The 25,241-nt window shown below is 60.6% G+C and carries 23 protein-coding genes and 1 pseudogene; 15 read left to right on the forward strand and 9 right to left on the reverse strand.

What is annotated here, in order from left to right:
• Window positions 1-455 precede the first annotated feature (455 nt).
• Window positions 456-1,949 carry a CoA-acylating methylmalonate-semialdehyde dehydrogenase gene (locus ACZ89E_RS18925; protein ID WP_149660735.1) on the reverse strand — a complete coding sequence of 498 codons (1,494 nt, stop codon included), beginning with the start codon at window positions 1,947-1,949 and terminating at the stop codon, window positions 456-458.
• A 66-nt stretch (window positions 1,950-2,015) separates the two neighbouring features.
• Complete coding sequence (aptA, locus tag ACZ89E_RS18930) at window positions 2,016-3,365, reverse strand: omega-aminotransferase AptA (protein WP_133839288.1); 1,350 nt, start codon at window positions 3,363-3,365, stop codon at window positions 2,016-2,018.
• A gap of 125 nt (window positions 3,366-3,490) precedes the next feature.
• Between aptA and ACZ89E_RS18935 the strand changes: the two genes are divergently transcribed.
• The 6 genes and pseudogenes from ACZ89E_RS18935 (at window position 3,491) to ACZ89E_RS18960 (ending at window position 10,037) form a co-directional block, all read left to right on the forward strand.
• Entirely contained in the window at window positions 3,491-4,411 is a 921-nt protein-coding gene (locus tag ACZ89E_RS18935; protein WP_133839289.1) for a LysR family transcriptional regulator, read from the forward strand.
• Window positions 4,412-4,621: 210 nt separating this feature from the next.
• Window positions 4,622-5,272 (forward strand): TetR/AcrR family transcriptional regulator, encoded by a 651-nt coding sequence (locus ACZ89E_RS18940; RefSeq protein WP_149660733.1) that lies wholly within the window; start codon window positions 4,622-4,624, stop codon window positions 5,270-5,272.
• Window positions 5,273-5,279: 7 nt separating this feature from the next.
• Window positions 5,280-5,862: pseudogene (locus ACZ89E_RS18945) on the forward strand (IMPACT family protein).
• A gap of 577 nt (window positions 5,863-6,439) precedes the next feature.
• Entirely contained in the window at window positions 6,440-7,993 is a 1,554-nt protein-coding gene (locus ACZ89E_RS18950; RefSeq protein ID WP_476256227.1) for an ABC transporter ATP-binding protein, read from the forward strand.
• Window positions 7,994-8,004: 11 nt separating this feature from the next.
• A complete protein-coding gene (locus tag ACZ89E_RS18955) occupies window positions 8,005-9,111 on the forward strand; it encodes an ABC transporter permease (RefSeq protein WP_123514978.1) in 1,107 nt (368 codons plus the stop codon).
• Complete coding sequence (locus ACZ89E_RS18960) at window positions 9,111-10,037, forward strand: ABC transporter permease (protein ID WP_463259328.1); 927 nt, start codon at window positions 9,111-9,113, stop codon at window positions 10,035-10,037. Before ACZ89E_RS18955 ends, ACZ89E_RS18960 begins: the two co-directional genes overlap by 1 nt.
• Before the next feature lie 40 nt (window positions 10,038-10,077).
• Here ACZ89E_RS18960 and ACZ89E_RS18965 read toward each other — a convergent pair whose 3' ends face one another.
• Entirely contained in the window at window positions 10,078-10,518 is a 441-nt protein-coding gene (locus tag ACZ89E_RS18965) for a hypothetical protein (RefSeq protein ID WP_476256228.1), read from the reverse strand.
• A gap of 82 nt (window positions 10,519-10,600) precedes the next feature.
• On the opposite strand from ACZ89E_RS18965, the gene ACZ89E_RS18970 reads away from it, so the two are divergent.
• The 3 genes from ACZ89E_RS18970 to ACZ89E_RS18980 all read left to right on the forward strand — a co-directional run bounded on the left by ACZ89E_RS18970 (window position 10,601) and on the right by ACZ89E_RS18980 (window position 13,292).
• Complete coding sequence (locus tag ACZ89E_RS18970; protein ID WP_123402752.1) at window positions 10,601-10,951, forward strand: MerR family transcriptional regulator; 351 nt, start codon at window positions 10,601-10,603, stop codon at window positions 10,949-10,951.
• A gap of 25 nt (window positions 10,952-10,976) precedes the next feature.
• A complete protein-coding gene (locus ACZ89E_RS18975) occupies window positions 10,977-11,663 on the forward strand; it encodes an SDR family oxidoreductase (protein WP_463259326.1) in 687 nt (228 codons plus the stop codon).
• Window positions 11,664-11,933: 270 nt separating this feature from the next.
• The gene (locus tag ACZ89E_RS18980) at window positions 11,934-13,292 is read left to right on the forward strand and encodes an 8-oxoguanine deaminase (protein WP_476256229.1); all 1,359 of its coding nucleotides are present in this window, start codon (window positions 11,934-11,936) and stop codon (window positions 13,290-13,292) included.
• 97 nt (window positions 13,293-13,389) lie between these two features.
• Here ACZ89E_RS18980 and ACZ89E_RS18985 read toward each other — a convergent pair whose 3' ends face one another.
• A complete protein-coding gene (locus ACZ89E_RS18985; RefSeq protein ID WP_476256230.1) occupies window positions 13,390-14,478 on the reverse strand; it encodes a calcium:cation antiporter in 1,089 nt (362 codons plus the stop codon).
• A 316-nt stretch (window positions 14,479-14,794) separates the two neighbouring features.
• Here ACZ89E_RS18985 and ACZ89E_RS18990 point away from each other — a divergent pair, with 316 nt between their 5' ends.
• The 3 genes from ACZ89E_RS18990 (at window position 14,795) to ACZ89E_RS19000 (ending at window position 18,012) form a co-directional block, all read left to right on the forward strand.
• Window positions 14,795-15,877 (forward strand): BMP family ABC transporter substrate-binding protein, encoded by a 1,083-nt coding sequence (locus ACZ89E_RS18990; RefSeq protein WP_476256231.1) that lies wholly within the window; start codon window positions 14,795-14,797, stop codon window positions 15,875-15,877.
• Window positions 15,878-16,011: 134 nt separating this feature from the next.
• Window positions 16,012-16,977, forward strand: a complete 966-nt coding sequence (locus tag ACZ89E_RS18995) for a 2-oxoglutarate and iron-dependent oxygenase domain-containing protein (RefSeq protein ID WP_476256232.1) — start codon at window positions 16,012-16,014, stop codon at window positions 16,975-16,977.
• 81 nt (window positions 16,978-17,058) lie between these two features.
• Entirely contained in the window at window positions 17,059-18,012 is a 954-nt protein-coding gene (locus ACZ89E_RS19000) for an adenosine deaminase (RefSeq protein ID WP_054043972.1), read from the forward strand.
• Window positions 18,013-18,132: 120 nt separating this feature from the next.
• Here the strand turns inward: ACZ89E_RS19000 and ACZ89E_RS19005 are convergent, their stop codons facing one another.
• The 3 genes from ACZ89E_RS19005 to ACZ89E_RS19015 form a co-directional block, all read right to left on the reverse strand.
• Window positions 18,133-19,509, reverse strand: coding sequence for an MFS transporter (locus ACZ89E_RS19005; RefSeq protein WP_463259320.1), 1,377 nt, complete (start codon window positions 19,507-19,509; stop codon window positions 18,133-18,135).
• Between the two features lie 127 nt (window positions 19,510-19,636).
• Window positions 19,637-20,371 carry an ArsR/SmtB family transcription factor gene (locus ACZ89E_RS19010; protein WP_149660721.1) on the reverse strand — a complete coding sequence of 245 codons (735 nt, stop codon included), beginning with the start codon at window positions 20,369-20,371 and terminating at the stop codon, window positions 19,637-19,639.
• A 303-nt stretch (window positions 20,372-20,674) separates the two neighbouring features.
• Entirely contained in the window at window positions 20,675-21,604 is a 930-nt protein-coding gene (locus ACZ89E_RS19015) for a LysR family transcriptional regulator (RefSeq protein ID WP_149660720.1), read from the reverse strand.
• A gap of 119 nt (window positions 21,605-21,723) precedes the next feature.
• On the opposite strand from ACZ89E_RS19015, the gene ACZ89E_RS19020 reads away from it, so the two are divergent.
• The 3 genes from ACZ89E_RS19020 (at window position 21,724) to ACZ89E_RS19030 (ending at window position 23,422) form a co-directional block, all read left to right on the forward strand.
• Window positions 21,724-22,017 carry a putative quinol monooxygenase gene (locus ACZ89E_RS19020; RefSeq protein ID WP_463259319.1) on the forward strand — a complete coding sequence of 98 codons (294 nt, stop codon included), beginning with the start codon at window positions 21,724-21,726 and terminating at the stop codon, window positions 22,015-22,017.
• Window positions 22,018-22,050: 33 nt separating this feature from the next.
• Window positions 22,051-23,064: a zinc-binding alcohol dehydrogenase family protein gene (locus tag ACZ89E_RS19025; RefSeq protein WP_476256233.1), complete on the forward strand. Its 1,014-nt coding sequence runs from the start codon at window positions 22,051-22,053 to the stop codon at window positions 23,062-23,064.
• A 187-nt stretch (window positions 23,065-23,251) separates the two neighbouring features.
• Window positions 23,252-23,422 carry a hypothetical protein gene (locus tag ACZ89E_RS19030; protein ID WP_177332684.1) on the forward strand — a complete coding sequence of 57 codons (171 nt, stop codon included), beginning with the start codon at window positions 23,252-23,254 and terminating at the stop codon, window positions 23,420-23,422.
• An 8-nt stretch (window positions 23,423-23,430) separates the two neighbouring features.
• Here the strand turns inward: ACZ89E_RS19030 and ACZ89E_RS19035 are convergent, their stop codons facing one another.
• Complete coding sequence (locus tag ACZ89E_RS19035) at window positions 23,431-24,627, reverse strand: multidrug effflux MFS transporter (protein ID WP_149660717.1); 1,197 nt, start codon at window positions 24,625-24,627, stop codon at window positions 23,431-23,433.
• Window positions 24,628-24,950: 323 nt separating this feature from the next.
• Window positions 24,951-25,148: a heavy-metal-associated domain-containing protein gene (locus ACZ89E_RS19040; protein WP_149660715.1), complete on the reverse strand. Its 198-nt coding sequence runs from the start codon at window positions 25,146-25,148 to the stop codon at window positions 24,951-24,953.
• Between the last annotated feature and the right edge of the window lie 93 nt (window positions 25,149-25,241).

Genomic DNA, 25,241 nt, shown 5'->3' on the forward strand with positions numbered 1-25,241 from the left:
ATCTTTCGTCTCAACCGAGGCGCGCATTCTACAGCAGCGCCAGTTACTGTCAAGCGGTTATTTTCAGAAGTTTTCAAAGTTTCCTTTGCAACTTCAACCACTTGCGCTTCCGATCTCTCGTTAGCGGGAGGCGAATTCTACAGCGTTACTCGCTGCTGTCAACACCTCTTTTGTTCCGCTTTCGACCGAGAAGATCGAACCGTTAACAAGGCGATAACACACTGCCTTATCAACTCCTTCTGGGCTTCGATAACCTGAAGCAACTCGCTGTCGAAAACTGCGTAACTCTTTGTTTACCAAGGAGCTTTCCGTTTCGACTGCGCCGGAAGTGGGGCGAATTATAGACTTCCAGAATCTGCCGTCAACACCTAATTTCACATTTCTGTCATATAGGTCAGAAAAGCCTCTAAAAACGCAAAAGCCGGTCCCAAGGGACCGGCCTTCTCCCCTTTTACTTACAAACTAGGGAACGCGAATTGCGAAGCTTCATGGCTCGCCCGTTGCGGCCAGCGCTGGGTGATCGCCTTGCGACGGGTGTAGAAACGCACACCATCCGGACCATAGGCATGCAAGTCGCCGAACAGCGAGCGCTTCCAGCCACCAAAGCTGTGATACGCCACCGGCACCGGCAATGGCACGTTAACGCCAACCATGCCGACTTCAATCTCATCACAGAACAACCGCGCCGCTTCACCGTCACGGGTAAAGATGCAGGTACCGTTGCCATACTCGTGATCGTTGATCAGTTGCATCGCCTCTTCCAGACTGTTCACCCGGACGACGCACAGCACTGGCCCAAAGATCTCTTCTTTATAGATGCGCATCTCAGGCGTGACGTTATCGAACAGGCAACCACCCAGGAAGAACCCTTCCTCATGCCCGGCCACACTCAGACCACGGCCATCCACCACCAGGGAAGCACCGGCAGAAACGCCGTCTTCTATATAGCCACTGACCTTGTCCCGAGCCTGACCGGAAACCAGCGGCCCCATGTCCAGACCGCAGGAAGTGCCCGCACCAATTTTCAGCGCCTTGATCTGCGGCACCAGCTTGGCCACCAACGCATCCGCCACCTGGTCACCGACGCACACGGCCACCGAGATCGCCATGCAACGCTCACCGCAGGAACCATAAGCTGCGCCCATCAAGGCACTAACGGCATTATCCAGATCCGCATCCGGCATCAGCACCGCGTGGTTCTTCGCACCGCCCAGTGCCTGGACGCGTTTGCCGCGCTTGGTACCTTCGGCGTAAATGTATTCGGCAATCGGCGTCGAGCCGACAAAGCTCAGCGCCTTGACTTCCGGTGCTTCGATCAGCGCATCCACCGCCGCCTTGTCGCCATGTACCACGCTCAGCACGCCTTTAGGCAAACCAGCCTCGATCAACAGCTGGGCAATCAGCAGCGTCGAGCTTGGATCACGCTCGGACGGTTTGAGGATGAAGCAGTTGCCGCAGACGATCGCCAGTGGATACATCCACAACGGCACCATCGCCGGGAAGTTGAACGGGGTAATACCGGCCACCACGCCCAACGGTTGGAAGTCCGACCACGCATCGATGTTCGGGCCGACGTTACGGCTGTACTCGCCTTTAAGGATCTCCGGCGCCGCGCAAGCGAACTCGACATTCTCGATCCCGCGCTTCAGTTCACCGGCAGCATCTTCCAGGGTCTTGCCATGTTCTTCGCTGATCAACTGCGCGATGCGTGCCTCGTTCTGTTCCAGCAGTTGCTTGAAGCGGAACATCACTTGGGCACGTTTGGCCGGCGGTGTATTGCGCCAAGCCGGGAACGCAGCCTTGGCGGCGTCGATGGCTTTTTGAATGGTTTCGCGGCTGGCCAATGGCAGCTTATGAATGGCTTTGCCAGTCGACGGGTTGAACACGTCAGCCGTGCGACCGTCTTCGGTCACCAGTTCGCCATTGATCAAATGCGGGATGAGGCTCATGCGGTACTCCAGAAAATTGTTCGCAGGCGCCCGTCAACGGGCGCCCTTCTTATATAGAGGGAGAAATCAGTCGATCTTGTTCAGCACTTCGCCGACCGCGTCGAACAGGCGATCGAGGTCTTGCGGCTTGCTGTTGAAGGTTGGGCCGAACTGCAGGGTGTCACCGCCGAAGCGCACGTAGAACCCGGCTTTCCACAGCGCCATGCCCGCCTCGAACGGACGCACGATCGCGTCGCCGTCACGCGGGGCAATCTGGATCGCACCAGCCAAGCCGTAGTTACGAATATCGATAACGTTCTTCGAACCCTTCAAACCATGCAAAGCATTTTCAAAGTGCGGTGCGACTTCGGCCACGCTCTGCACCAGGTTTTCCTTTTGCAGCAGGTCCAGTGCCGCCAGGCCGGCGGCGCACGCCACCGGGTGGGCCGAGTAGGTATAGCCGTGCGGGAATTCCACCGCGTACTCAGGCGTGGCCTGGTTCATGAAGGTCTGGTAGATCTCGGAGCTGGCAATCACCGCGCCCATCGGGATCGCGCCGTTGGTGACTTGTTTGGCAATGCACATCAGGTCCGGAGTCACGCCGAAGCTGTCGGCGCCGAACATCGAACCGGTACGGCCGAAACCGGTGATCACTTCGTCAAACACCAGCAGGATGTTGTGCTGGTCGCAGATGTCGCGCAGACGCTTGAGGTAGCCCTCAGGTGGAACCAGCACACCAGCGGAACCGGCCATGGGTTCAACGAACACCGCCGCGATGTTCGACGCATCGTGCAGTTCGATCAACTTCAGCAGCTCATCCGCCAGGGCGATACCGCCCTCTTTCGGCATGCCACGGGAATAAGCATTGCTCGCCAGCAAAGTGTGCGGCAGGTGATCGACGTCCATCATCGCCTGACCGAACATTTTACGGTTGCCGTTCACGCCACCCAGGCTGGTGCCGGCGATGTTCACGCCGTGATAACCACGGGCACGGCCGATCATTTTGGTCTTGGTCGCCTGGCCTTTCAGACGCCAGTAAGCGCGGACCATTTTCACCGCGGTGTCCGCACACTCGGACCCCGAGTCAGTGAAGAACACATGATTCAGATTGCCCGGGGTCAGGTCGGTGATTTTTTCCGCCAACTGGAACGACAACGGATGGCCGTACTGGAAGCCCGGCGAGTAATCGAGGGTACCCAATTGCTTGGCGACGGCTTCCTGGATTTCCTTGCGGGTGTGCCCGGCGCCACAGGTCCACAGACCCGAGAGCGAATCGTAGACCTTGCGGCCCTTGTCGTCTGTCAGCCAACTGCCTTCGGCGGCGACGATCAGTCGCGGATCGCGCTGGAAATTTCGGTTGGCGGTGTAGGGCATCCAGTGCGCATCAAGTTTGAGCTGGCTGGCCAGGGAAGACGGGGCGTTTTCGGGCAAGTTCATGATTAAAACCTCGCAGGGCAATAAGCGGCGTAGAGATCAAAAGCGTTCTTGCAGCTAAATTGCCACGGGGCTAGAGTCGGTGAAACCCAACTCTTCTAACGTTCAGTCAGGCCGGCACTAAACTTATGAGCACTCGACGCCCCGATCCTCTGGCCCAAGTCAGCGACTTTGATATCCGCTTATTGAGGATTTTCCGCAGCGTGGTGGAGTGCGGCGGCTTCTCTGCAGCCGAATCGGTGCTCGGCATTGGCCGTTCGGCCATCAGCCAGCAAATGAGCGATCTGGAACAACGCCTCGGCCTGCGTCTGTGCCAACGCGGTCGCGCCGGTTTCTCCCTGACCGAAGAAGGCCGCGAGGTCTATCAATCGGCGTTGCAGCTATTAAGTGCGCTGGAAAGTTTCCGTACCGAGGTCAACGGCCTGCACCAACACCTGCGCGGCGAACTGACCATCGGCCTGACCGACAACCTGGTCACCCTGCCCCACATGCGCATCACCCATGCCTTGGCGCAGTTGAAGGAACGCGGGCCGGATGTGCAGATTCAGATCCGCATGATTGCGCCTAATGAAGTCGAACAAGGCGTGCTCGACGGGCGCCTGCATGTCGGCGTGGTGCCACAGGCCAGTGCGTTGTCGGGGCTGGAATACCAACCGCTCTACAGCGAGCGTTCGCTGCTGTACTGCGCGGTGGGGCACCCGCTGTTTTACGTCGATGACAAGCAACTTGACGACGAGCGCCTCAACAGCCAGGACGCCATCGCCCCGACCTTCCGCCTGCCCGCCGAGATCCAGGCCCATTACCAGGCGCTCAATTGCACCGCCAGTGCATCCGATCGCGAAGGAATGGCGTTCCTGATTCTGACCGGGCGCTACATCGGTTACCTGCCGGACCACTACGCCAGCCTTTGGGTCCAGCAGGGTCGGTTGCGCGCGCTCAAACCGACCGTGCGTTTTTATGACCTGAGCCTCGCCTCGGTCACGCGCAAGGGCCGGCGCCCGCATTTGGTGCTGGAAAGCTTCCTCGAAAGCCTGGCGGCCACTCGCTAAACCACCACGAAACCCTGTAGGAGCGAAGCTTGCTCGCGAAGGCGTCAGATCAGCCAACATCAATGCTGAATGTCAGGCCGCTTTCGCGAGCAAGCTTCGCTCCTACAGGGGTTGTGGTGTTGGAGGTTTTATCGTGTCGGCACTTGTCTGAAACCTGCGGGTGCGCTATCAACGCAGGGGTTGCACCCACAGACTATTTCGGAAGTGCCTATGACCTTTGAAGTCCCCGCCCACGGCGGCAAACCTGCCAGCCGCATTCGTCAGAAGAACGAAGAGACGATCCTCAAAGCCGCCGAAGATGAATTCGCCCGCCACGGGTTCAAAGGCACCAGCATGAACACCATCGCCCTGAATGCCGGGTTGCCCAAGGCGAACCTGCATTACTACTTCAGCAACAAGCTTGGGTTGTACGTGGCGGTGCTGAGCAACATCATCGAATTGTGGGACAGCACCTTCAACACGTTGACGGCCGAGGACGATCCGGCCGAAGCGCTGACCCGCTACATCCGCGCCAAGATGGAATTCTCCCGACGCCAGCCGCAAGCCTCGCGAATCTTCGCCATGGAAGTGATCAGCGGTGGCGAGTGTTTGACCGAATATTTCAACCAGGACTATCGCGCCTGGTTCCAGGGTCGGGCGGCGGTGTTCCAGGCGTGGATCGACGCCGGCAAAATGGACCCGGTGGACCCGGTGAACCTGATCTTCCTGTTGTGGGGCAGCACTCAGCATTACGCCGATTTCGCCACGCAGATCTGCCGGGTCAGCGGCCGCACCAAGCTGACCAAGCAAGACATGGAAGACGCCGGCAACAACCTGATCCGCATCATCCTCAAGGGCTGCGGCCTCACACCTGCCATTTAAGAAGCCTATGCCTTTTACCCTCAGCGGTCTTTGCGAGTACCGCGAAGAGATTCGCAAAAGCCGCTTCATCACCTTCGCCGGGCCGATCAGTAGCCCGGCCGAAGCCCAGGCGTTCATCGAGCAGCACAGCGACTTGAACGCCTCGCACAATTGCTGGGCCTGGAAGCTCGGCGACCAATACCGCAGCAACGACGATGGCGAACCCCGGCGGCACCGCAGGCCGGCCGATCCTGGCAGCGATTGAAGCGCAGGATTGCGATCAGGTCGCGGTGCTGGTGATTCGTTGGTACGGCGGCATTCAACTTGGTACCGGCGGCTTGGCCCGAGCCTACGGCGGCGGCGCGAACAAATGCCTGCAAGGGGCGCCGAAGGTTGAGTTGATCAGCCGGGTGCCGGTGAGTTGTGCCTGTGGGTTTGGCGAGCTGGCGTTGGTGAAGTTGCGGGTGGCGGAATTGGGTGGGTTGGTGGTGGGAGAGTCTTTTACGGCTAACGGTGTGGATTTGAAATTGGCGATTGGCGAGGCGCAAATCGAGACGTTGCAATTGCAGTTGGCGGATTTGAGTCGCGGGCGGATTTTGTTGGAGCGATAAGAGCAAGATCAAAAGATCGCAGTCTACGGCAGCGCCTACAGGAGGTTGCTTTTTTTTGGGGCATTGGTGATTCCCCCTGCACTCCACACTTGCCCACATCTGCTGTGCACCCGGCTGTGGATAACCTGAGCACATTCCGCTGTAACCCTTCTGTCATGCGGCTTTCAGGGCTTTGTTCATTTTTCGTCCAAAGTGCCACAAAATTTTCCAAACCCACCAAAAAACAAACAGTTAGCGCGGTTTATGTCCTTTAGAAGATAGCCGCTCAGTGCTTATGCCCGAGCGTCGGGCTTGCGCACAAATACTGTGGAGCAACCTGTGGATAACCCGTTCATGACTGGCGCAGCCCCCTATCTGGCATAGCTTGCAGTCGACTGCTCGTTTTTTGATCAAGTAAGCGCGGGCAAAACCGGAGCCGGATCAACGGCTTTGCCCTCAAGTGGTGCTTGATTCAGCGGCGAAACAGTTCCTGGGACACTGGCGAAGCCCTTGATCGGCATGGCTTTTCAAATTTCCTGACTCAATGGCCAGAAAATTGCTTTATCCACAGGCATAACTCCAAGCGACCGAGCCAGTCATGCCCAGCCCCGATCCAACCCCACGCCTGCAACTGCGCAACATCAGCAAACGCTACCCCGGCTGCCTGGCCAACGATGCCATCGACCTGAGCATCGCACCCGGTGAAATCCATGCCCTGCTCGGTGAAAACGGCGCGGGCAAAAGTACGCTGATGAAGATCATCTACGGCGTCACCCACGCTGATTCCGGGGAAGTGATCTGGCAAGGGCAACGCGTGGCCATGCGCAATCCGGCCCAGGCCCGAGGCTTGGGGATCGGCATGGTGTTCCAGCATTTCTCGCTGTTCGAAACCCTGAGCGTGGCGCAGAACATAGCCCTGGCCATGGGTGCGGCGGCCGGCACGCCGAAACAGCTTGAGCCAAAGATCCGCGAAGTGTCCCAACGCTACGGCATGGCGCTGGAACCGGAGCGCCTGGTCCACAGCCTGTCCATTGGAGAACGGCAACGCGTAGAAATCATTCGCTGCCTGATGCAAGACATTCGTCTGTTGATCCTCGATGAGCCGACTTCGGTGCTGACGCCGCAAGAGGCCGACGAATTGTTCATCACCCTGCGCCGATTGGCTGGCGAGGGTTGCAGCATTTTGTTTATCAGCCACAAGCTCGGTGAAGTCCGCGCGTTGTGCCACAGCGCCACGGTGTTGCGCGGCGGTCGAGTGGCCGGGCATTGCGTGCCGGCCGAGTGTTCGGATCAGCAATTGGCGCGGTTGATGGTCGGTGAAGCGGCCGAGTTGATCACTGACTTCCCGAAGGTCATCGGCGGCGAAGTTTTCTTGAAGGTAAATGGATTGTCCTGGCACAACCCGGACCCGTTCGGTTGCTCGCTCAAAGACATCGATCTGGAAGTGCGCAGCGGTGAAATCGTCGGCATCGCCGGAGTCGCGGGCAACGGCCAGGATGAGTTGCTGGCGTTGCTTAGCGGTGAACAACGCCTCGATCGCAACAAAAGCAAAACCATCAGTTTCACCGGGCAAGCCGTCGCGCATCTGCGCCCCGATGCGCGACGCAATCTCGGCCTCGCCTTCGTCCCCGCCGAACGCCTGGGCCACGGCGCGGTGCCGGAACTGAGCCTGGCCGACAACGCCCTGCTCACGGCATTCCAACAAGGATTGGTCAGCAACGGCTTGATCCTGCGCGCCAAGGTCGAGGCGTTAGCCGAAGAGATCATCCGCCGTTTCGCAGTGAAGACGCCCGACACCCAGACCCCGGCCCGCAGCCTGTCCGGCGGTAACCTGCAGAAATTCATCCTCGGCCGGGAAATCCTCCAGCAGCCGAAATTGCTGGTGGCCGCGCACCCGACCTGGGGCGTGGATGTCGGTGCGGCGGCAACCATTCACCGCGCGCTGATTGCCTTGCGCGACGCCGGCGCGGCGATCCTGGTGATTTCCGAAGACCTCGATGAACTGTTCCAGATTTGCGATCGGCTCGGCGCCTTGTGCAGCGGCCGATTGTCGCCACTCAAGGCCACCGTCGACACCCGGCTGAGCGACGTCGGTGGCTGGATGGCCGGCCAGTTCGACGCCCCTCACTCACCTGCACCCGCAACGGTTTAACGGAGTTTCACATGCTGCTTTCTCTCGAACCCCGTGGCCAGCAATCGCGCCTGATGTTGTGGTGCTCGCCGTTGCTGGCGGCGGTGCTGACCCTCGGCTGCGGCTCTTTGTTGTTTATCGCCTTGGGCCACGACCCATTGCTGACGTTACACACCTTGCTGATCGCGCCGATCAGCGATTTGTATGGCGTTTCCGAGTTGCTGGTCAAAGCCTTGCCGATTCTGCTTTGCGCGTTAGGCCTGGCGGTGGCGTATCAGGCGCGGATCTGGAACATCGGCGCCGAAGGTCAACTGCTGCTCGGCGCCCTGGCCGGCAGTGCGCTGGCGGTGAATATCATCGACATGCAAAGTCGCTGGGCGCTGGTGTTCATTCTGCTGGTCGGTACGTTGGCCGGCGCCGCGTGGGCCGGGCTCACGGCGTGGTTGCGCACGCGCTTCAACGCCAACGAAATCCTCACCAGCATCATGCTCAATTACATCGCCCTCAACCTGTTGCTGTTCTGTGTGCACGGGCCGCTGAAAGACCCGGCCGGGTTCAACTTTCCAGAGTCTGCGATGTTTGGCGATGCCAGCCGCTTGCCGTTGTTGATGGAGGACGGTCGGGTTCACGCCGGGGTGTATTTCGCCCTGCTGGCGTTGGTTGCGGTGTGGGTGTTGCTGCAGAAAAGTTTTGTCGGGTTTCAGATCAAAGTGCTTGGGCTGGATAAGCGCGCCGCCGGTTTCGTCGGCTTTCGCGAGAAACGCCTAATCTGGCTGGCGCTGTTGATCAGTGGTGGTTTGGCGGGATTGGCCGGGGTTTGCGAAGTCACCGGGCCGATCGGCCAACTGGTGCCGCAAGTCTCGCCGGGTTACGGCTATGCGGCGATCACCGTGGCGTTTCTCGGGCGCCTCAATCCCATCGGCATTCTGTTTTCCAGCCTGTTGATGGCGCTGCTGTACATCGGCGGCGAGAGCGCGCAGATGAGCATGAACCTGCCGCAAGCGATTACTCAATTGTTCCAGGGGATGATGCTGTTTTTCCTGTTGGCCAGTGACGTGCTGATTCTCTACCGACCACGTTTGAACCTGCGCTGGGCCCGCCGCGCCCCCGCCACCGCCGTAACCGCTGGAGCGCTGTGATGGATATCGATCTGCTGAGCAACATTTTCTACGCCATGGTCCGTTGCGGTACACCGTTGCTGCTGGTGGCGCTGGGCGAACTGATCTGCGAGAAGAGCGGCGTCCTCAATCTGGGCCAGGAAGGCATGATGCTGTTTGGCGCGGTGATCGGTTTTATCGTCGCCCTGAACAGCGGCAACCTGTGGCTCGGCGTGTTGCTGGCGATGCTGGCCGGGATGCTGCTGTCGTCGCTGTTTGCCTTGGTGGCGTTGGTGTTCAACGCCAATCAAGTGGCCACCGGATTGGCGTTGACGATCTTCGGCGTGGGCCTGTCGACCTTTGTCGGTGCGGCGTGGGTCGGTAAACCGCTGGCCGGTTTTGAGCCGGTGGCGATTCCGTATTTGAGTGAGATTCCGCTGATCGGGCGGATGCTGTTTGCCCAGGATTTGTTGGTGTACCTGTCGTTCGCGCTATTTGCGCTGGTGGCGTGGGTGATTCTGAAAAGTCGTGTGGGTTTGATCATTCAAGCGGTCGGGGAAAACCCGGACGCGGCCAGCGCGATGGGCTTGCCGGTGCTCGGTGTGCGTACCTTGGCGGTGCTGTTTGGCGGGGCGATGGCCGGGTTGGCCGGGGCTTATTTGTCCCTGGCCTATACGCCGATGTGGGCGGAAAACATGAGCGCCGGGCGCGGCTGGATTGCCTTGGCGCTGGTGGTGTTTGCCAGTTGGCGGGTGTGGCGGTTGTTGCTTGGGGCGTACCTGTTCGGGCTCGCCAGCATCCTGCATTTGGTGGCGCAGGGGTTGGGGCTGGCGATTCCTTCCAGTTTGTTGGCGATGCTGCCGTATGTCGCGACCATTGTGGTGTTGGTGCTGTTGTCCCGGGATGCGCTGCGCACGCGGCTGTATGCGCCGGTGTCGTTGGGGCAGCCGTGGCAGGGAGGGCATTAGCGGTTGGCAGGTCCGGCCTCTTCGCGGGCAGGCCTCGCTCCTACAAGAGCGACGCAGCCCCCGCGGGAGCAAGGCTTGCCCGCGAAGGCGTCCGCACCGGCAACACCTGAACCACGCCCCACGCCAATTCAAAGAACAGGAAAATCACCAATAACGAACTGGCACCCTGGGCCAAGGCATAAGCCTGCCACGCCGCAAACAGAAACCGTCCCACCGCGTCATACCGACCGTAAATCGGCTGCGGATCGCGAATCCGCAATACCGCCCAAACACACACAATCGACCCCAACAGATTCGCCATTAACATGTGCATCGGCTCGAACGCCGGCAGCTCACCCGGCAGATTCAACGCCTGACTCAACCCCGACAGCGCACCATGCAGCCAGGCAAAACTCCACGGCGTGACAAACGCCGCCGTCACGATCAAGTCGTACCAGGCGCTGCCGCGCACCACTCGGCGATATTGTGTTGAAGTCCACATCGGCGTTGCTCCATAAATTCAGGGAGCAACAAGGCTAAAGCCTGGAGTATGCTCCAAGGTCAAGCCTTTCTGAGACGTCATGATGCGCATCGGTGAATTAGCCCAGGCCAGCGCCGTCAGCCGCGACACGTTGCGCTTCTACGAGCAGCGCGGGTTGATCGCGGCGCAACGCAGCGCCAACGGTTATCGCGACTACCCGGCAGATATGGTGCAACTGGTGCTGTACATCAAGACCGCTCAGCGACTGGGCTTTACCCTCGGCGAGATCGGCAACAGTGTCGCCGCGTTGTGGCAATCGCCCGACCCGGACAGTGCCGTCACGCAATTGCTGCAAGACAAGCTCAAGCTGATCGAAACCCGAATGGACGAACTCGGCGCCCTGCGCAACGAGTTGCAGCAACGGCTCGGTCAACGTTGTCCACTAAATCCGTGATTCTCATTTATCAAGGAAGCCACTCATGTCCACGGCAAAAACCGCACTCATCATCGGCGCCTCCCGGGGCCTGGGCCTCGGCCTGGTGAAAACCCTGCTGGCCGACGGCTGGCAAGTCACCGCCACCGTGCGCAACCCGCAGAACGCCGAGGCGCTGCAAGCGCTGGGCAAGGTCCGGATTGAAAAACTCGACATGGATGATCAGCAAGCGGTCATCGCGCTGAACCAGCAACTCAAGGGCGAAGTGTTTGACTTGCTGTTCGTGAATGCCGGGGTCAAAGGGCCAGATGTTCAAACTCCGGGTGGCGCGACACTGGCCGAAGTCGGGCAACTGTTTTTCACCAACGCCGTGGCGCCGATCAACCTGGCCCAGCGCTTCGCCGGGCAGATTCGCGACGGCAGCGGCGTGCTGGCGTTCATGAGCTCGGTGCTGGGTAGCGTGACCATGCCCGACGCGCCGGAACTGGCGCTGTACAAGGCGAGCAAGGCAGCGTTGAACTCGATGACCAATAGCTTTGTGACGCAGCTGGGCGAGCAGAAACTCACCGTGTTGTCGCTGCATCCGGGTTGGGTGAAGACGGATATGGGCGGTGAAGGCGCTGATATTGACGTCGAAACCAGTACCCGTGGTTTGGTGGATCAGGTGAACGCGTACACCGGCAAGGGCGGTCATCACTTCGTGAACTACAAAGGTGAAACCATTCCCTGGTAACCCCCGCGAAAACCTGTAGGAGCGAGGCTTGCCCGCGAAGGCGGTGTGTCATCCAACAATGATGTCGACTGACACACCGCCTTCGCGGGCAAGTCGAATCGTCGCACCGCACGCTCCTACAAGGTCGTGTCGTCTGGTCGGGCTGGGCTTGCTCACAACGCACTTTTGTTTGAAACTCCGCACCTCGTCCCACGCGGCGACCCTGGATCAGCAGACAGGGTAATCACTGAGCTGGCTAACCTGAACCCACTTTCAGAGGAGCCGGCCAACATGCCTGCGACCCGTACCTGGTTAAAAAACCCCCTCGCAATCTTCACTGCCAATGGCCTCGATGCCCGTGGCGGTCTGGTGGTGCAAGACGGTGTGATCGTTGAACTGCTCGCCGCTGGCCAGCAACCGTCCGCGCCCTGTGGACAAGTCTTCGATGCCCGCGAGCATGTGATCCTGCCCGGCCTGATCAACACCCATCACCATTTCTATCAAACCCTGACCCGCGCCTGGGCGCCGGTGGTGAATCAGCCGTTGTTCCCGTGGCTGAAAACCCTGTACCCGGTCTGGGCCCGCCTCACCCCGGAAAAACTCGCCCTCGCCAGCAAAGTCGCGTTGGCCGAGTTGCTGTTGTCCGGCTGCACCACCGCCGCCGATCACCATTACCTGTTTCCCGAAGGCCTGGAAAATGCGATCGACGTACAGGTCGAAAGCGTCCGTGAACTGGGCATGCGCGCTATGCTCACCCGCGGTTCCATGAGCCTCGGCGAAAAGGACGGAGGCCTGCCGCCGCAGCAAACCGTGCAGCAAGGTGAAGTGATCCTCGCCGACAGTCAGCGCCTGATCGCCGCCTACCACGAACGTGGCGACGGTGCGCAAATCCAGATCGCCCTGGCGCCGTGCTCGCCGTTCTCGGTAACCCCGCAAATCATGTCCGCCAGCGCCGAACTGGCGAACAAACTCGACGTGCGCCTGCACACTCACCTGGCGGAAACCCTCGACGAAGAAGACTTCTGCCTGCAACGCTTCGGCCTGCGCACCGTGGATTACCTGGACAGCGTCGGCTGGCTCGGCCCACGCACCTGGCTGGCCCACGGCATCCATTTCAACCCCGACGAAATCGCCCGCCTCGGCGCCGCCGGCACCGGGATTTGCCATTGCCCGAGCTCGAACATGCGCCTGGCGTCCGGCATCTGCCCGACCCTGGATCTGACCGCTGCGGGTGCGTTGTTGGGCCTGGGCGTGGACGGTTCGGCGTCCAACGATGCGTCGAACATGATGCTCGAAACCCGTCAGGCGCTATACATCCAGCGCCTGCGCTATGGCGCCGAGAAAATCACCCCGGAACTGGTCCTGGGCTGGGCGACCAAGGGCTCGGCGAGTTTGCTCGGGCGTAACGACATCGGTGAGCTGGCGGTGGGCAAGCAGGCGGACCTGGCGCTGTTCAAGCTCGATGAACTGCGCTTCTCCGGCAGCCATGATCCGGTGTCGGCGCTGCTGTTGTGCGGCGCGGATCGCGCGGATCGGGTGATGATCGGCGGCAAGTGGCGGGTGATTGATGGGCAGGTTGAGGGGTTGGATCTGAAGGGGTTGATTGCGGATCATAGCCAGGCGGCTCGGCAACTGATCGCCGGCGTCTGATCGGACGCCTTCGCGGGCAAGCCTCGCTCCTACAGGTTTTGTGCCAGTCATGAGATTGGCGCAAAACCTGTAGGAGCGAGGCTTGCCCGCGAAGCTCTTAAAGGCCCAGTAACGACAACATGATAAACGTCGCAAACAACACAAAATGCGTCATGCCCTCAATGGCATTGGTCTCCCCGTCATTGAGGTTGATCGCACTGACGATCAATGTCAGGAAGATCATCACCGTCTGCACCGGGGTCATCGCCATCTGAAACGGTTGGCCGGTGTAGAGCGCCATCGCTTCCATCACCGGCACGGTCAGGATTACCGTCGACAGCGAAGCCCCCATCGCGATGTTGACCACCGATTGCATGCGGTTAGCCAAGGCTGCGCGCAACGCGGTCAGGATCTCTGGGGCGGCGGAGATCGCTGCCACCAGGATCGCCGTGATCACTGGCGGTGCGCCCGTGCCTTCAAGGCCTAGATCGAGGGTTTTGGACATCACTTCGGCCAGTGCGCCGATCACCACCACGCCAAACACCAGGGTCGCGATGCTGAGCGGCACGTTGACCGATTCGGTGTCCTCTTCGGGGTCTTTCTTGCGGCGTTTTTCCGGGTAGCTGTAGCTGAAGAAGTAGCTGTGCGGCCCGACCTGCATGCGCAGGAACAAGGTATAGAGCACGACCATCGCGCCAATGGTGAACGCCGAATAAACCTTCCAATTGGCCTCGGGAATGAACTCCGGCACCACCATGGAAACGCCCATGGCGGTGAGGATCATCACGCTGTAGCTGCGTGCCGAATCGTCGTTGTAGGACTGTTCGCCATGCTTGATCCCACCCATCAACGCCGCCAGGCCGAGGATGCCGTTGATATCGAGCATCACCGCCGAGTAAATCGTGTCGCGCACCAGGGTCGGCGAGGCTTCGTTGCTCATCATGATCGCCAGGATCACCACTTCCACCAATACCGCCGCCAGGGTCAGGATCATCGTGCCGTAGGGGTCGCCGACTTTCTCCGCGAGCAGTTCGGCGTGATGCGCGACACGCATGGAGGCCACGACGATGAAGGCGATCAGCACCAGGCCGGCGGCCAGTGCGACGGGCTGGCCGCTGTGCAGCATCCAGTGCTCCAACGGGTAGGCGATGATGGCGGCGAGGACGGCCAGCAGCAGGAAACTTTCTTGCTTGAGGTGTGTGAGCATTGCGAGCCTTTTGCACAGGGGAGCGGAATCGGTGTGATGAGCTACTGACTGCGGGGCGGCGCTAACGTTTCGTTACACCTTAGCGCACCAGTGGATGGCGTGGATGGGCAAGCGTGCACCGGGATAGTTCTGCGGCAGCCGTCAGGGCCTCTTCGCGGGCAAGCCTCGCTCCTGCAGGGGCGGTGTTCGCGTCGTTTTTGTAGGAGCGAGGCTTGCCCGCGAAGGCCTCCACACGATTTCGGATTTTTTTGTTGTCCTGTTGGTCAGCAATTTGCATTGACCTCGCCAACCTCAAAACAAAATGGAGTTCGAGTTCATGCATAAACGTCCGTTGAAGAAGTTGCTGTGCACCGTCGCGGCGGCCATCGGTCTGAGCGCCAGCCTGAGCGCCAGTGCCGCCGACCCGCTGAAAGTCGGCTTCGTCTATATCGGCCCGATCGGTGACCACGGCTGGACGTATCAGCATGAACAGGGACGCAAGGCGCTGGCGGAGAAGTTCGGTTCGCAGATCACCACCAATTACGTGGAGAACGTCGCCGAAGGCGCCGACGCCGAGCGGGTGATCCGCAACATGGCCAAGGACAACTACGACCTGATCTTCACCACCTCCTTCGGCTACATGAACCCGACCCTGAAAGTCGCCAAGCAATTCACAAAGGTCACTTTCGAACACGCCACCGGCTACAAGCAGGACAAAAACCTCGGCACCTACCTGGCGCGCACCTATGAGGGACGCTATGTAGGAGGTTTCCTCGCGGCGAAGATGACCAAGACCAAGAAGATCGGTTACGTCGCCTCGTTCCCGATCCCGGAAGTGATCCGCGACATCAACGCCATTCAACTGGCCCTGAACAAGTACAACCCCGGCACCGAGATCAAGGTGGTGTGGGTCAACTCGTGGTTCGATCCGGGTAAAGAGGCGGATGCCGCCAACGCGCTGATCGACCAGGGCGTGGACGTGGTGTTCCAGCACACCGACAGCCCGGCGCCGATCCAGGCCGCCGAACGTCGCGGCGTGTATGCCGTGGGCTACGCTTCGGACATGGCGCACTTCGGGCCGAAAGCGGTGCTGACCTCCATCGTCAACGACTGGGGCCCGCACTACATTCAAGCGACCCAGAGCGTGCTCGACCACACCTGGAAATCCCAGGATTACTGGGGTGGTTTGAAGGAAGGTACGGTTGAACTGCCGATCAGCGACCTGGTGCCGGCGCCGGTGAAAGCCCAGGCCGAGCAGATCATTGCCGACATCAAGAGCGGTGCGCTGCATCCGTTTACCGGGCCGATCAAGGACCAGGCCGGTGTCGAGAAAATTGCGGCGGGGGCAACGGCGAGCAATGCGGAATTGGCGTCGATGAATTATTACGTGGAAGGCATGAAGGCCGACATTCCGAAGTAATTCCCTTCTGCAGATCGTTCCCACGCTCCGCGTGGGAATGCAGCCCGGGACGCTCCGCGTCCCCTTGGAACGCGGAGCGTCCCATGAGGCATTCCCACGCGGAGCGTGGGAACGATCATTAGCGAGAATTCAGCATGAATCAGCTCCCGATCATCGACATCGCCCCGCTCTACACCGACGACCAGGATGCCTGGCAATCCGTCGCCACCCAAATCGACCACGCCTGCCGCAATTGGGGCTTCTTCTACATCAAGGGTCATCCGATCAGCGCCGCCCGCATCGACGCCGTGCTCGACCACGCCCAACGTTTCTTCGCCCTGCCCGCCGTCGAAAAACTCAAGATCGACATCACCCAGACCCGACACCATCGCGGCTACGGCGCCATCGCCACCGAGCAACTGGACCCAAGCAAACCCAGCGACCTGAAAGAAACCTTCGACATGGGCCTGCACCTGCCCGCCGATCACCCGCAAGTGCTGGCAGAAAAACCGCTGCGCGGCCCCAATCGCCATCCCTCGATGCCCGGTTGGCCAGCGCTGATGGAGCAGCACTACCTCGACATGCAGGCCCTCGCCCAAACCCTGTTGCGCGCCATGACGATGGCGCTCGGCATTGAACGGGACTTCTTCGACACACGCTTTAACGAGCCGGTCAGCGTGCTGCGGATGATTCACTACCCGCCGCGCCACACCGCCAGTTCCGAAGAGCAACAAGGCGCCGGCGCCCACACCGATTACGGCTGCATCACCCTGCTCTACCAGGACGCCGCCGGTGGCCTGCAAGTGCGCAACGTCAAAGGTCAATGGATCGACGCGCCGCCGATCGAAGGCACGTTCGTGGTAAACCTCGGCGACATGATGGCGCGCTGGAGCAACGATCGTTACCTGTCGACACCGCACCGGGTGATCAGTCCGCTGGGTGTGGACCGCTACTCCATGCCGTTCTTCGCCGAACCGCATCCCGACACACCCATCGAATGCCTGCCCGGTTGCCAGGATGAATCGCATCCGGCGAAATATCCGGCCACCACCTGCGCTGAATTCCTGCTGTCACGCTTCGCCGATACCTACGCCTATCGCCGGGAACAGGAAGCGGTTTGATCAACCGTCTGGTCAGGTTTTACCAATTGTTGCAGCGAGCATCTGTAGAATGCCGTCATTGCACCTGATGAGAATTCGAACATGTACGACTGGCTGAATGCCCTGCCCAAGGCAGAACTGCACTTGCACCTGGAAGGCTCGCTGGAGCCTGAGCTGCTGTTCGCCCTGGCCGAACGCAACAAGATCGCCCTGCCTTGGGACGACGTCGAAACCCTGCGCAAGGCCTACGCCTTCAACAACCTGCAGGAGTTTCTCGACCTGTACTACAAGGGTGCCGATGTGCTGCGCACCTCCCAGGATTTCTACGACCTGACCTGGGCCTACCTGTTGCGTTGCAAGGCGCAGAACGTGATTCACACCGAACCGTTCTTCGACCCGCAGACCCATACCGACCGTGGTGTGCCGTTCGAAGTGGTGCTCAACGGCATCGCGGCTGCGCTGAAAGATGGCGAGCAGCAACTGGGTATCACCAGCGGTTTGATCCTGAGCTTCCTGCGCCACTTGAGCGAAGACGAAGCACAGAAAACCCTCGACCAGGCGCTGCCGTTCCGCGATGCGTTTGTGGCTGTCGGTCTGGACAGTTCGGAGATGGGTCACCCGCCGAGCAAGTTTCAGCGCGTGTTTGATCGTGCTCGCCACGAAGGCTTCCTGACCGTCGCCCATGCCGGTGAAGAAGGCCCGCCGGAGTACATCTGGGAAGCCATCGACCTGCTGAAAATCCAGCGTATCGACCATGGCGTGCGCGCCATCGAAGACGAGCGTCTGATGCAGCGGATCATCGACGAGCAGATCCCGCTGACCGTGTGCCCGTTGTCGAACACCAAGCTTTGCGTGTTCGATCACATGTCCCAGCACAACATCCTCGACATGCTTGAACGCGGGGTGAAAGTGACGGTGAACTCCGATGACCCGGCGTACTTCGGCGGTTATGTCACAGAGAACTTCCATGCGCTGTACACCGATCTGGGCATGACCCAGGACCAGGCCAAGCGCTTGGCCCAGAACAGCCTGGATGCTCGACTGGTCAAACCGTAAGCTTGCCGCAATGATCGTTCCCACGCTCCGCGTGGGAATGCAGCCCGGGACGCAGAGCGTCCCAAAAGCGGACGCAGAGCGTCCATTGAGGCATTCCCACGCAGAGCGTGGGAACGATCTTCAAGTAACCGCCTCGCTCAACTCCTCCAACGTCTTGCCCCGCGTCTCCATCCCGAACATCCACACCACCGCCGCCGCAATCGCAAAGCACATCGCCCCCAAGGCGAACACTCCGCCCTGCCCGGTAATCGGGAACACCAGCCCGGTCACCAACGGCCCGAGCAACGAACCGACGCGCCCGATCGCCGAAGCAAACCCCGAGCCCGTGGCTCGCGCCGAGGTCGGGTACAGCTCCGGGGTGTAGGTGTAGAGCACGGCCCACATGCCGAACAGGAAGAATTGCATCAGCAGACCCGAGGTGATCAGCAGGGCGACGTTGCCGCCAAACACCGCGCTCTGGCCGTAGAGAAACGCCATTACCCCACCGCCCAGCAACGTCACGATGCACACCGGTTTACGTCCCCAGCGTTCCACCAGCCAGGCGGCCATGAGGAAACCGGGAATCCCGCCGAGGGAAATCAGCACCGTGTAATACACCGACTGGGTCACGGCAAAACCCGACTGTTGCAACAAGGCGCTGAGCCACGAGGTCAAGCCGTAGAAGCCGAGCAAAGCGAAGAACCAGACGCTCCAGATCATCATCGTGCGCTGGCGGTACAGCGGCGACCAGATCTGCTGCAACGCGGAAAAGAAAGTCCCCGGCGTGCTTGCCACTCGGGGCAAGCGGATCGGCGAGGGAAGATCAGAACGTCCCAAGGACCTGCGGACCCGATCTTCGATACCCAACAAGACCTTGTCCGCCGCCGCATGCTTGCCGGCCTGTTCGAGCCAGCGCGGTGACTCGGGAATGAAGAAACGAATCGCCAGGACAAACACCGCCGGCACCGCCAACACCAGGAAGATGTCGCGCCAGCCAATCACCGGCAACAGGAAATACGACAGCACCCCGGCGGCGACGAAACCCAGCGGCCAGAATCCGTCCATCAACGCGATATAGCGCCCACGGCCCTTGGCCGGAATCAGCTCCGAGAGCATCGACTGAGCGATGGGAAACTCCATGCCCATGCCGATCCCCAGGAGGATGCGGAACAGCGTCAGGGTTTCCACCGTCTGCGCGGTGGAGCACAGGTAACTGGCGAGGCCCCACAACACGATGCTCCACTGGAACACCGGTTTGCGCCCGAAACGGTCGGCCAGCATGCCGGACAGCGATGCCCCCAGCACCATGCCAAAGAAGCTCGAACTGGCCAGCAACCCGGCCTGGGCGCTGCTCAGGCCGAACTCGGTTTTGATCGAGCCGAGCAGGAACGTCATCATCGCCAGGTCCATGGAGTCGAAGAAAAACGCCAAGGCAATAATGATGAAAATAATGCGGTGATAGCCGCTGATGGGCAGCCGTTCCAAGCGTTCTGCCGCGCTGAATCCTGGTATTTCCATGCCACGTCCCCCCATCCGAAAGTCCCCGGATCGAGTGTGCGCGATAGCGGCTGGGGGTTATCGCTGGATGCGACCTGCCCGCAACCCTGAACGACGCCCGACACCTCAGACGTCGGTCCCGAGGCGTCTACAACGCCATTTCCAGCTCGGACTCCTTGGCAAAACGGTGAACTTCACGTTGCCCGGCCGCAGTGATCTGCAAGGCCCGCGAATCATTGGGCAGGGTCAGCCAGCCGGACTGCATGAACAACTGCAACAACGCCGCGCCCAGTGAGCCGCCCAGGTGCGGACGGCGTTCACTCCAGTCAGGGCAGGCACAGGCGACTTGCCCGTTGCGGTGGGCCAGGGCCTGGATGAACACCCCTCGGTTGGCCAGTTGTGTAGAGCCTTTATAGGTGACGACGACGCGCTGATCGAACTGCTCGATCCAGCCGGCATCCAGCAAACGCTGATACAGGTCCGCCGCCAGCGTGCCACCCAGATGGTCATCGCACAGCCGCGCCTGCAACAGCGACGACGGTGCAGGCTGGCGCTTGCCCAGAGGGTTGCCGCGTTTGATCGTCTCCGGAATATCCCGCGGCTTGCTGGCCAGGGTCGCACTGGCCAGGGCCTCTACCGCGGCGCCGATTTCGGGCGCGGCCAGGCGGAAGAACCTTTTTCGCCCGCGCTCTTCGACTTTCAACAGACCTCCGGCGGACAAACGCCCCAGGTGTGCACTGGCCGAAGACGGCGACAGCCCGGCTGCCAGGGCCAGCTCTTCGGTATGCCGCGCCGAGCCATCCATCAAGGCCCACATCATTGCGCTGCGCTTGGGGTCAGCCAGCAACGTGGCGATCTGGCTGATGCAAGGTGCATGTTCCATGTATTCACTCCCTGTTGAATCGTTTCGTCTACTGCTCAGAGACATCTTGACCAGTAATGTGTCGTCGGCCAAGACGCAAAACTGTCTTGGACCGAGTCAGGCACGCCACCCACACAACGCGTTCTGTCGAACCACCCGGGCCGACTCCCGGGCAAGGACGACTGCAAGGTGAACGCGTCCGGGCCGGTTCGACGGTGCAGGTATGAGGCGGCGCTAGTATAAGCGGGTTGACCGTCGGATCCTGCCCTTGGGAGTTCGTGGGTGGTGATAGTTCCTGACAGAAATTTCGCTATTTACCTGCGACTAATGATCAGCCCCCGGTAACACTGGAAATTGACTACTCAACTGTGCGCATCGGCTGGCAAGCATTTCCCGCAAAAGGTTCACCGGCTTACTCAATTGCGCGCGATGGGCGCACAGCAAATTCAGCGGTGCGCGCTCACACAGCAACTCCGGCAACAGCACTTTCAAGCGACCGGCCAACACATCGGCCCCCACATCGAGCCAGGACTTGTAGGCGATCCCGGCCCCCGCCACCGCCCACAGGCGCACCACGTCGGCGTCATCGCTGAAGCGGTCGCCACTGACCGTCAGCCCGACTTCGCGCTTGCCATCATGGAAACTCCAGCGGTCGTGCACCCGGCTGCCGAGCATGAACAGCAAGCAATTGTGCTGCGCCAGTTGCTCCAGCTGGCGGGGCTCGCCGTGCCGGGCCAGGTAAGCGGGCGACGCACAGAGCACGCGACGGTTCTGCGGGGCGATGGGCAGCGCCACCAGGCTCGAGTCTTCCGGTTCGCCGTAGCGCAGGGCGATGTCCACCGGTTGGCGAAACAGGTCGGCGATGCGATCGCCCAGCAACAAACGCACGGTCAACTTCGGGTGCTCGCGCTGGAACTCATCCAGCCACGGCAGCAGCAGGTTGCGCCCGAAATCCGAAGGCGCCGACAGTTGCAACACACCGCTGACCTGATCCTGACCGCTGGCCAACAACCGGCGGCCCTCGTCCAGATTGCTCAGGGCCGCCCGGGCGTATTCCAGAAAGCCTTCGCCTTCGGCAGTCAGGCGCAAGCTGCGAGTGGAACGGGCCAGCAATCGGGCGCCGAGTTGCTGTTCGATACGCTTGAGCGCCGCACTGGCCACCGCCGCCGACATGTCCATCACCCGTGCCGCCGCCGACAGGCTACCCAGGTCCGCCGCCCGGACAAACAACTGCAAGTCGTCGAAACGCAGCATCTTCAGCCCCGATTATCAAAATAATATTGAAAGAGACTGCTCTTTTAGCGGGTTTTATCTTGCCGGGAAATAGCCAATCATCTGCCCCATCGAAAATCACTCAGCGTCAGGAGTCGAACATGTCCCAGCCTTTTACCGCCATCGCCACCCTCATCGCCAAACCCGGCCAGCAAGACGCTCTCGAACAGCACCTGCGGGCACTCATCGAGCCGACCCGCGCCGAGGCCGGTTGCGGTCAATACGATTTGCACCAGGACCTGGCCAACCCGCTGGGCTTCTACATGATCGAACAATGGAGTAGCGACGAGGCCCTGCAAGCCCACGACGCCAGCGCCCACGTCCAGAACTTCCGCGCCAGGGCCGGGGACTTTCTCGAACACTTCGAGCTCAAGCGCCTGCGCACCCTTGCCTGATTCCTTCCTTTATTACCTCTGGAGCCCTTCTTGATGAAAGCCATTGCCTACTACGCCTCCCTGCCGATCAGCGACGCCAACTCCCTGCAAGACATCGAACTGCCCGAACCGGTCGCCGGCCCGCGCGACCTGCTGGTGGAAGTCAAAGCCATCTCCGTCAACCCGGTGGACGCCAAGGTCCGGCAGAACGTCCAGCCTGAAGAAGGCGCGGCCAAAGTGCTGGGCTGGGACGTGGCCGGTGTGGTCAAGGCAGTGGGCAGCGACGTGACGCTGTTCAAGGCCGGCGACAAAGTGTTTTACGCCGGCTCCATCGCCCGTGCCGGTGGCAACAGCGAGTTGCATGTGGTGGACGAGCGGATCGTCGGGCACATGCCGAAAACTCTCGGCTTTGCCGAAGCGGCGGCACTGCCCCTGACCGCGATCACCGCGTGGGAATTGCTCTTTGAACGCCTGCAAGTGCGCGAAGGCAACACCGATGAAGGTCAGAGTTTGCTGATCGTGGGGGCTGCCGGCGGTGTGGGTTCGATCCTGACTCAACTGGCCCATCAGCTCACCGGGCTGAAAGTCATCGGCACCGCTTCCCGTCCGCAAACCCAGAGCTGGGTGCGTGAGTTGGGCGCCGACCTGGTGATTGATCACAGCCAGCCGCTGAGCGAAGCACTCAAGCGTGCGGGCGTTGCTCAGGTGACCCACGTTGCCAGTCTGACCCAGACCGATGCGCATCTGGATCAACTGGTCGAGGCCCTGGCGCCTCAAGGCAAATTGGCGCTGATCGATGATCCGAAAGCGCTGGACGTGACCAAGCTCAAGCGCAAGAGCCTTTCGTTGCACTGGGAGTTCATGTACACCCGCTCGCTGTTCGAGACCGCGGACATGATCGAGCAACACAAACTGCTCAACCGCGTCGCTGAACTGATCGACGCCGGCACCCTGAAGACCACGGTGGGCGAGCACTTCGGCACCATCAATGCGCAGAACCTGCGTCGCGCCCATGAACTGCTGGAGAGCGGCAAGTCCAAGGGCAAAATTGTATTAGAAGGTTTCTAAACATTTGCGCAGGAGCATGGCTTGCCCGCGATGGCGCCCTCTGAATCGCCATCGCGGGCTAGCCTTGCTCCTACAAAAGCGGTCTTGCACCGTCAGTCAGAGAGTTGACCGTTGTCATAATTGCGATCGTATTCGGGTCTACAATCGAAACCTCTGCGACACAGTCTTTTACTTAAGGAGGTCAGCAATGAAGATCCTGATAAAAGAAGTGGCAACATCCCAGTGGCAAGTCCGTCTGGACCAACACGCCGTCACCTTCCGCAGCGAAGCCGAAGCGCGCGCCTTCACCCGAACCCTGGAAGCGCGACTGCTAGCCCCTCATCAAATCCCCGACCGCCAGCAGCGTGCCGCTGGCTGAGTCCGCACTCACACTTCGGCTTGGGCCAGTGCCCGGGCATTTTGCAAACGCCGGGTGAGCATCGCCACGCTCACCACCAGAACTCCGCACAGGCTGATGACCATGGCCATCGGCATGGCACTGCCATCGTGCAAGAAACCCACCAGTGATGCCGCCCCGGCGGCGATGCTGAATTGCAGGCACCCGAGCAGTGCCGACGCACTGCCGGCGCGGGCGCCCTGCCCGTTCATGGCGCAGGCCGAGGCGTTGGGCAGGATGCAACCGAGGCTGGCGATGCAGACAAACAATGGAATCAGCAGCGGCCACAGCTGTTCGGTGTGCATCGAACTGACCGCCAGCAATGTCAGGCCCGCGCCCAGGTAAATCCACACGGTGCGTGCCAACAGGAACGCCGGCCCACGCTTGGCCAGCAGTCGCGCGTTGACCTGCGCCACCAGGATGAAGCCCGCCGCGTTGGTGCCGAACAGCCAGCCGAAATGTTCGGCCGGCACGCCATACAGTTTGATGAAGACAAACGGCGAACCGGCGATGTAGGCAAACATCCCGGCGACAGCCAGACCGCCGGTCAGGGCGTGGCCGAGGTAGACCGGATCGGCCAGCAACCGGCCGTACTGACGCAATGCGCCTTTCAATGGTTGGCGCGGCACGTAGTCCGGCAGGCTTTCCGGCAAACCGAGGGCCACGGCCAGTGCGGCCAGGGCGCTGAACCCGGTCAGCACGAGGAAGATCGACTGCCAACCGGTGGTGTTGACCAGCAGCCCACCCAGCATCGGAGCCAGGATCGGCGCCAGGCCCATCACCAGCATCAGTTGCGAAAAGACTTTTGCCGAACCCACCGCATCGCATTTATCACTGACCACTGCTCGGGAAATCACCATCCCCGCGCAACCGCCCAGCGCCTGGATGAAGCGTGCGCCCATCAGCCATTCCAGGTTCGGCGCGAAGGCACAGGCAAGAGAGGCTGCGGTGAACAAGCCAACGCCAGTGAGCAACGGAATGCGCCGCCCGAACCGATCCGCCACCGGGCCGTAGAGCAGTTGACCAATGGACAAGCCGAGGAAATACGCGGCGAGGGTCATTTGCACGTGTTTTTCGTCGGTGCCGAATGACTGTGCGATCGCCGGGAACGCCGGCAAGTAGAAATCGATCGCCAGCGGACCGAAAGCGGTCAGGGCGCCAAGAATCAGAATGGTACGGAAGTTCATCAGGCATCCATTGGGCGTGGGTCGGCAGGCTCGACAGTCTAGCCGCGTGGGGACGCCTTGGACAATCCGATAGGTCGCTAACTATTAAAAACCGACGGATAAACACGCATTCGCTTCCGTAGGAGCAAAGCTTGCTCGCGAAAGCGGAGTGTCAGCCGACATTGATGTTGGATGTACCGGCCTCTTCGCGAGCAAGCTTTGCTCCTACAGAAGCAGAAGCAGAAGCAGGAGCAGAGGCGCGGCGTGTCAGGCGATATCAACGTTGGATGTGCCGGCCTCTTCGCGAGCAAGCTTTGCTCCTACAAAAGCATAGGCGCGGTGTGTCAGGCGACTTTGGCGTCGTAGCCTTCTTCGGTGATGGCGGCGATGACTTGCTCGGCCGTCAATGCGCTTTCGACGCCAACTTCCTTCGCCGCCAGATCCACCCGCACACTGGCGGCCGGGTCCTTGGCTAGCAGGGCTTGGGTGATGGCCTTGACGCAGTGACCGCAGGACATGCCTTGAACGTTGAATACTTGCATGGTGCAACTCCTTTAGTGAGGTTGCGGGCAGTCTTGAGCTTGCCACCATGGCAAGGTCAAGTTCTGAAACAAACTGCCGGGCTGGCATTCGGC

It is taken from the genome of Pseudomonas sp. TE3899 (genome assembly GCF_056279105.1).

What these genes read in the sequence shown, in the direction of transcription:
- ACZ89E_RS18925 (WP_149660735.1), bottom strand. Translation starts at nt 1,949, where the DNA reads ATGAGCCTCATCCCGCATTTGATCAATGGCGAACTGGTGACCGAAGAC.
- aptA (WP_133839288.1), bottom strand. Translation starts at nt 3,365, where the DNA reads ATGAACTTGCCCGAAAACGCCCCGTCTTCCCTGGCCAGCCAGCTCAAA.
- ACZ89E_RS18935 (WP_133839289.1), top strand. Translation starts at nt 3,491, where the DNA reads ATGAGCACTCGACGCCCCGATCCTCTGGCCCAAGTCAGCGACTTTGAT.
- ACZ89E_RS18940 (WP_149660733.1), top strand. Translation starts at nt 4,622, where the DNA reads ATGACCTTTGAAGTCCCCGCCCACGGCGGCAAACCTGCCAGCCGCATT.
- ACZ89E_RS18950 (WP_476256227.1), top strand. Translation starts at nt 6,440, where the DNA reads ATGCCCAGCCCCGATCCAACCCCACGCCTGCAACTGCGCAACATCAGC.
- ACZ89E_RS18955 (WP_123514978.1), top strand. Translation starts at nt 8,005, where the DNA reads ATGCTGCTTTCTCTCGAACCCCGTGGCCAGCAATCGCGCCTGATGTTG.
- ACZ89E_RS18960 (WP_463259328.1), top strand. Translation starts at nt 9,111, where the DNA reads ATGGATATCGATCTGCTGAGCAACATTTTCTACGCCATGGTCCGTTGC.
- ACZ89E_RS18965 (WP_476256228.1), bottom strand. Translation starts at nt 10,518, where the DNA reads ATGTGGACTTCAACACAATATCGCCGAGTGGTGCGCGGCAGCGCCTGG.
- ACZ89E_RS18970 (WP_123402752.1), top strand. Translation starts at nt 10,601, where the DNA reads ATGCGCATCGGTGAATTAGCCCAGGCCAGCGCCGTCAGCCGCGACACG.
- ACZ89E_RS18975 (WP_463259326.1), top strand. Translation starts at nt 10,977, where the DNA reads ATGTCCACGGCAAAAACCGCACTCATCATCGGCGCCTCCCGGGGCCTG.
- ACZ89E_RS18980 (WP_476256229.1), top strand. Translation starts at nt 11,934, where the DNA reads ATGCCTGCGACCCGTACCTGGTTAAAAAACCCCCTCGCAATCTTCACT.
- ACZ89E_RS18985 (WP_476256230.1), bottom strand. Translation starts at nt 14,478, where the DNA reads ATGCTCACACACCTCAAGCAAGAAAGTTTCCTGCTGCTGGCCGTCCTC.
- ACZ89E_RS18990 (WP_476256231.1), top strand. Translation starts at nt 14,795, where the DNA reads ATGCATAAACGTCCGTTGAAGAAGTTGCTGTGCACCGTCGCGGCGGCC.
- ACZ89E_RS18995 (WP_476256232.1), top strand. Translation starts at nt 16,012, where the DNA reads ATGAATCAGCTCCCGATCATCGACATCGCCCCGCTCTACACCGACGAC.
- ACZ89E_RS19000 (WP_054043972.1), top strand. Translation starts at nt 17,059, where the DNA reads ATGTACGACTGGCTGAATGCCCTGCCCAAGGCAGAACTGCACTTGCAC.
- ACZ89E_RS19005 (WP_463259320.1), bottom strand. Translation starts at nt 19,509, where the DNA reads ATGGAAATACCAGGATTCAGCGCGGCAGAACGCTTGGAACGGCTGCCC.
- ACZ89E_RS19010 (WP_149660721.1), bottom strand. Translation starts at nt 20,371, where the DNA reads ATGGAACATGCACCTTGCATCAGCCAGATCGCCACGTTGCTGGCTGAC.
- ACZ89E_RS19015 (WP_149660720.1), bottom strand. Translation starts at nt 21,604, where the DNA reads ATGCTGCGTTTCGACGACTTGCAGTTGTTTGTCCGGGCGGCGGACCTG.
- ACZ89E_RS19020 (WP_463259319.1), top strand. Translation starts at nt 21,724, where the DNA reads ATGTCCCAGCCTTTTACCGCCATCGCCACCCTCATCGCCAAACCCGGC.
- ACZ89E_RS19025 (WP_476256233.1), top strand. Translation starts at nt 22,051, where the DNA reads ATGAAAGCCATTGCCTACTACGCCTCCCTGCCGATCAGCGACGCCAAC.
- ACZ89E_RS19030 (WP_177332684.1), top strand. Translation starts at nt 23,252, where the DNA reads ATGAAGATCCTGATAAAAGAAGTGGCAACATCCCAGTGGCAAGTCCGT.
- ACZ89E_RS19035 (WP_149660717.1), bottom strand. Translation starts at nt 24,627, where the DNA reads ATGAACTTCCGTACCATTCTGATTCTTGGCGCCCTGACCGCTTTCGGT.
- ACZ89E_RS19040 (WP_149660715.1), bottom strand. Translation starts at nt 25,148, where the DNA reads ATGCAAGTATTCAACGTTCAAGGCATGTCCTGCGGTCACTGCGTCAAG.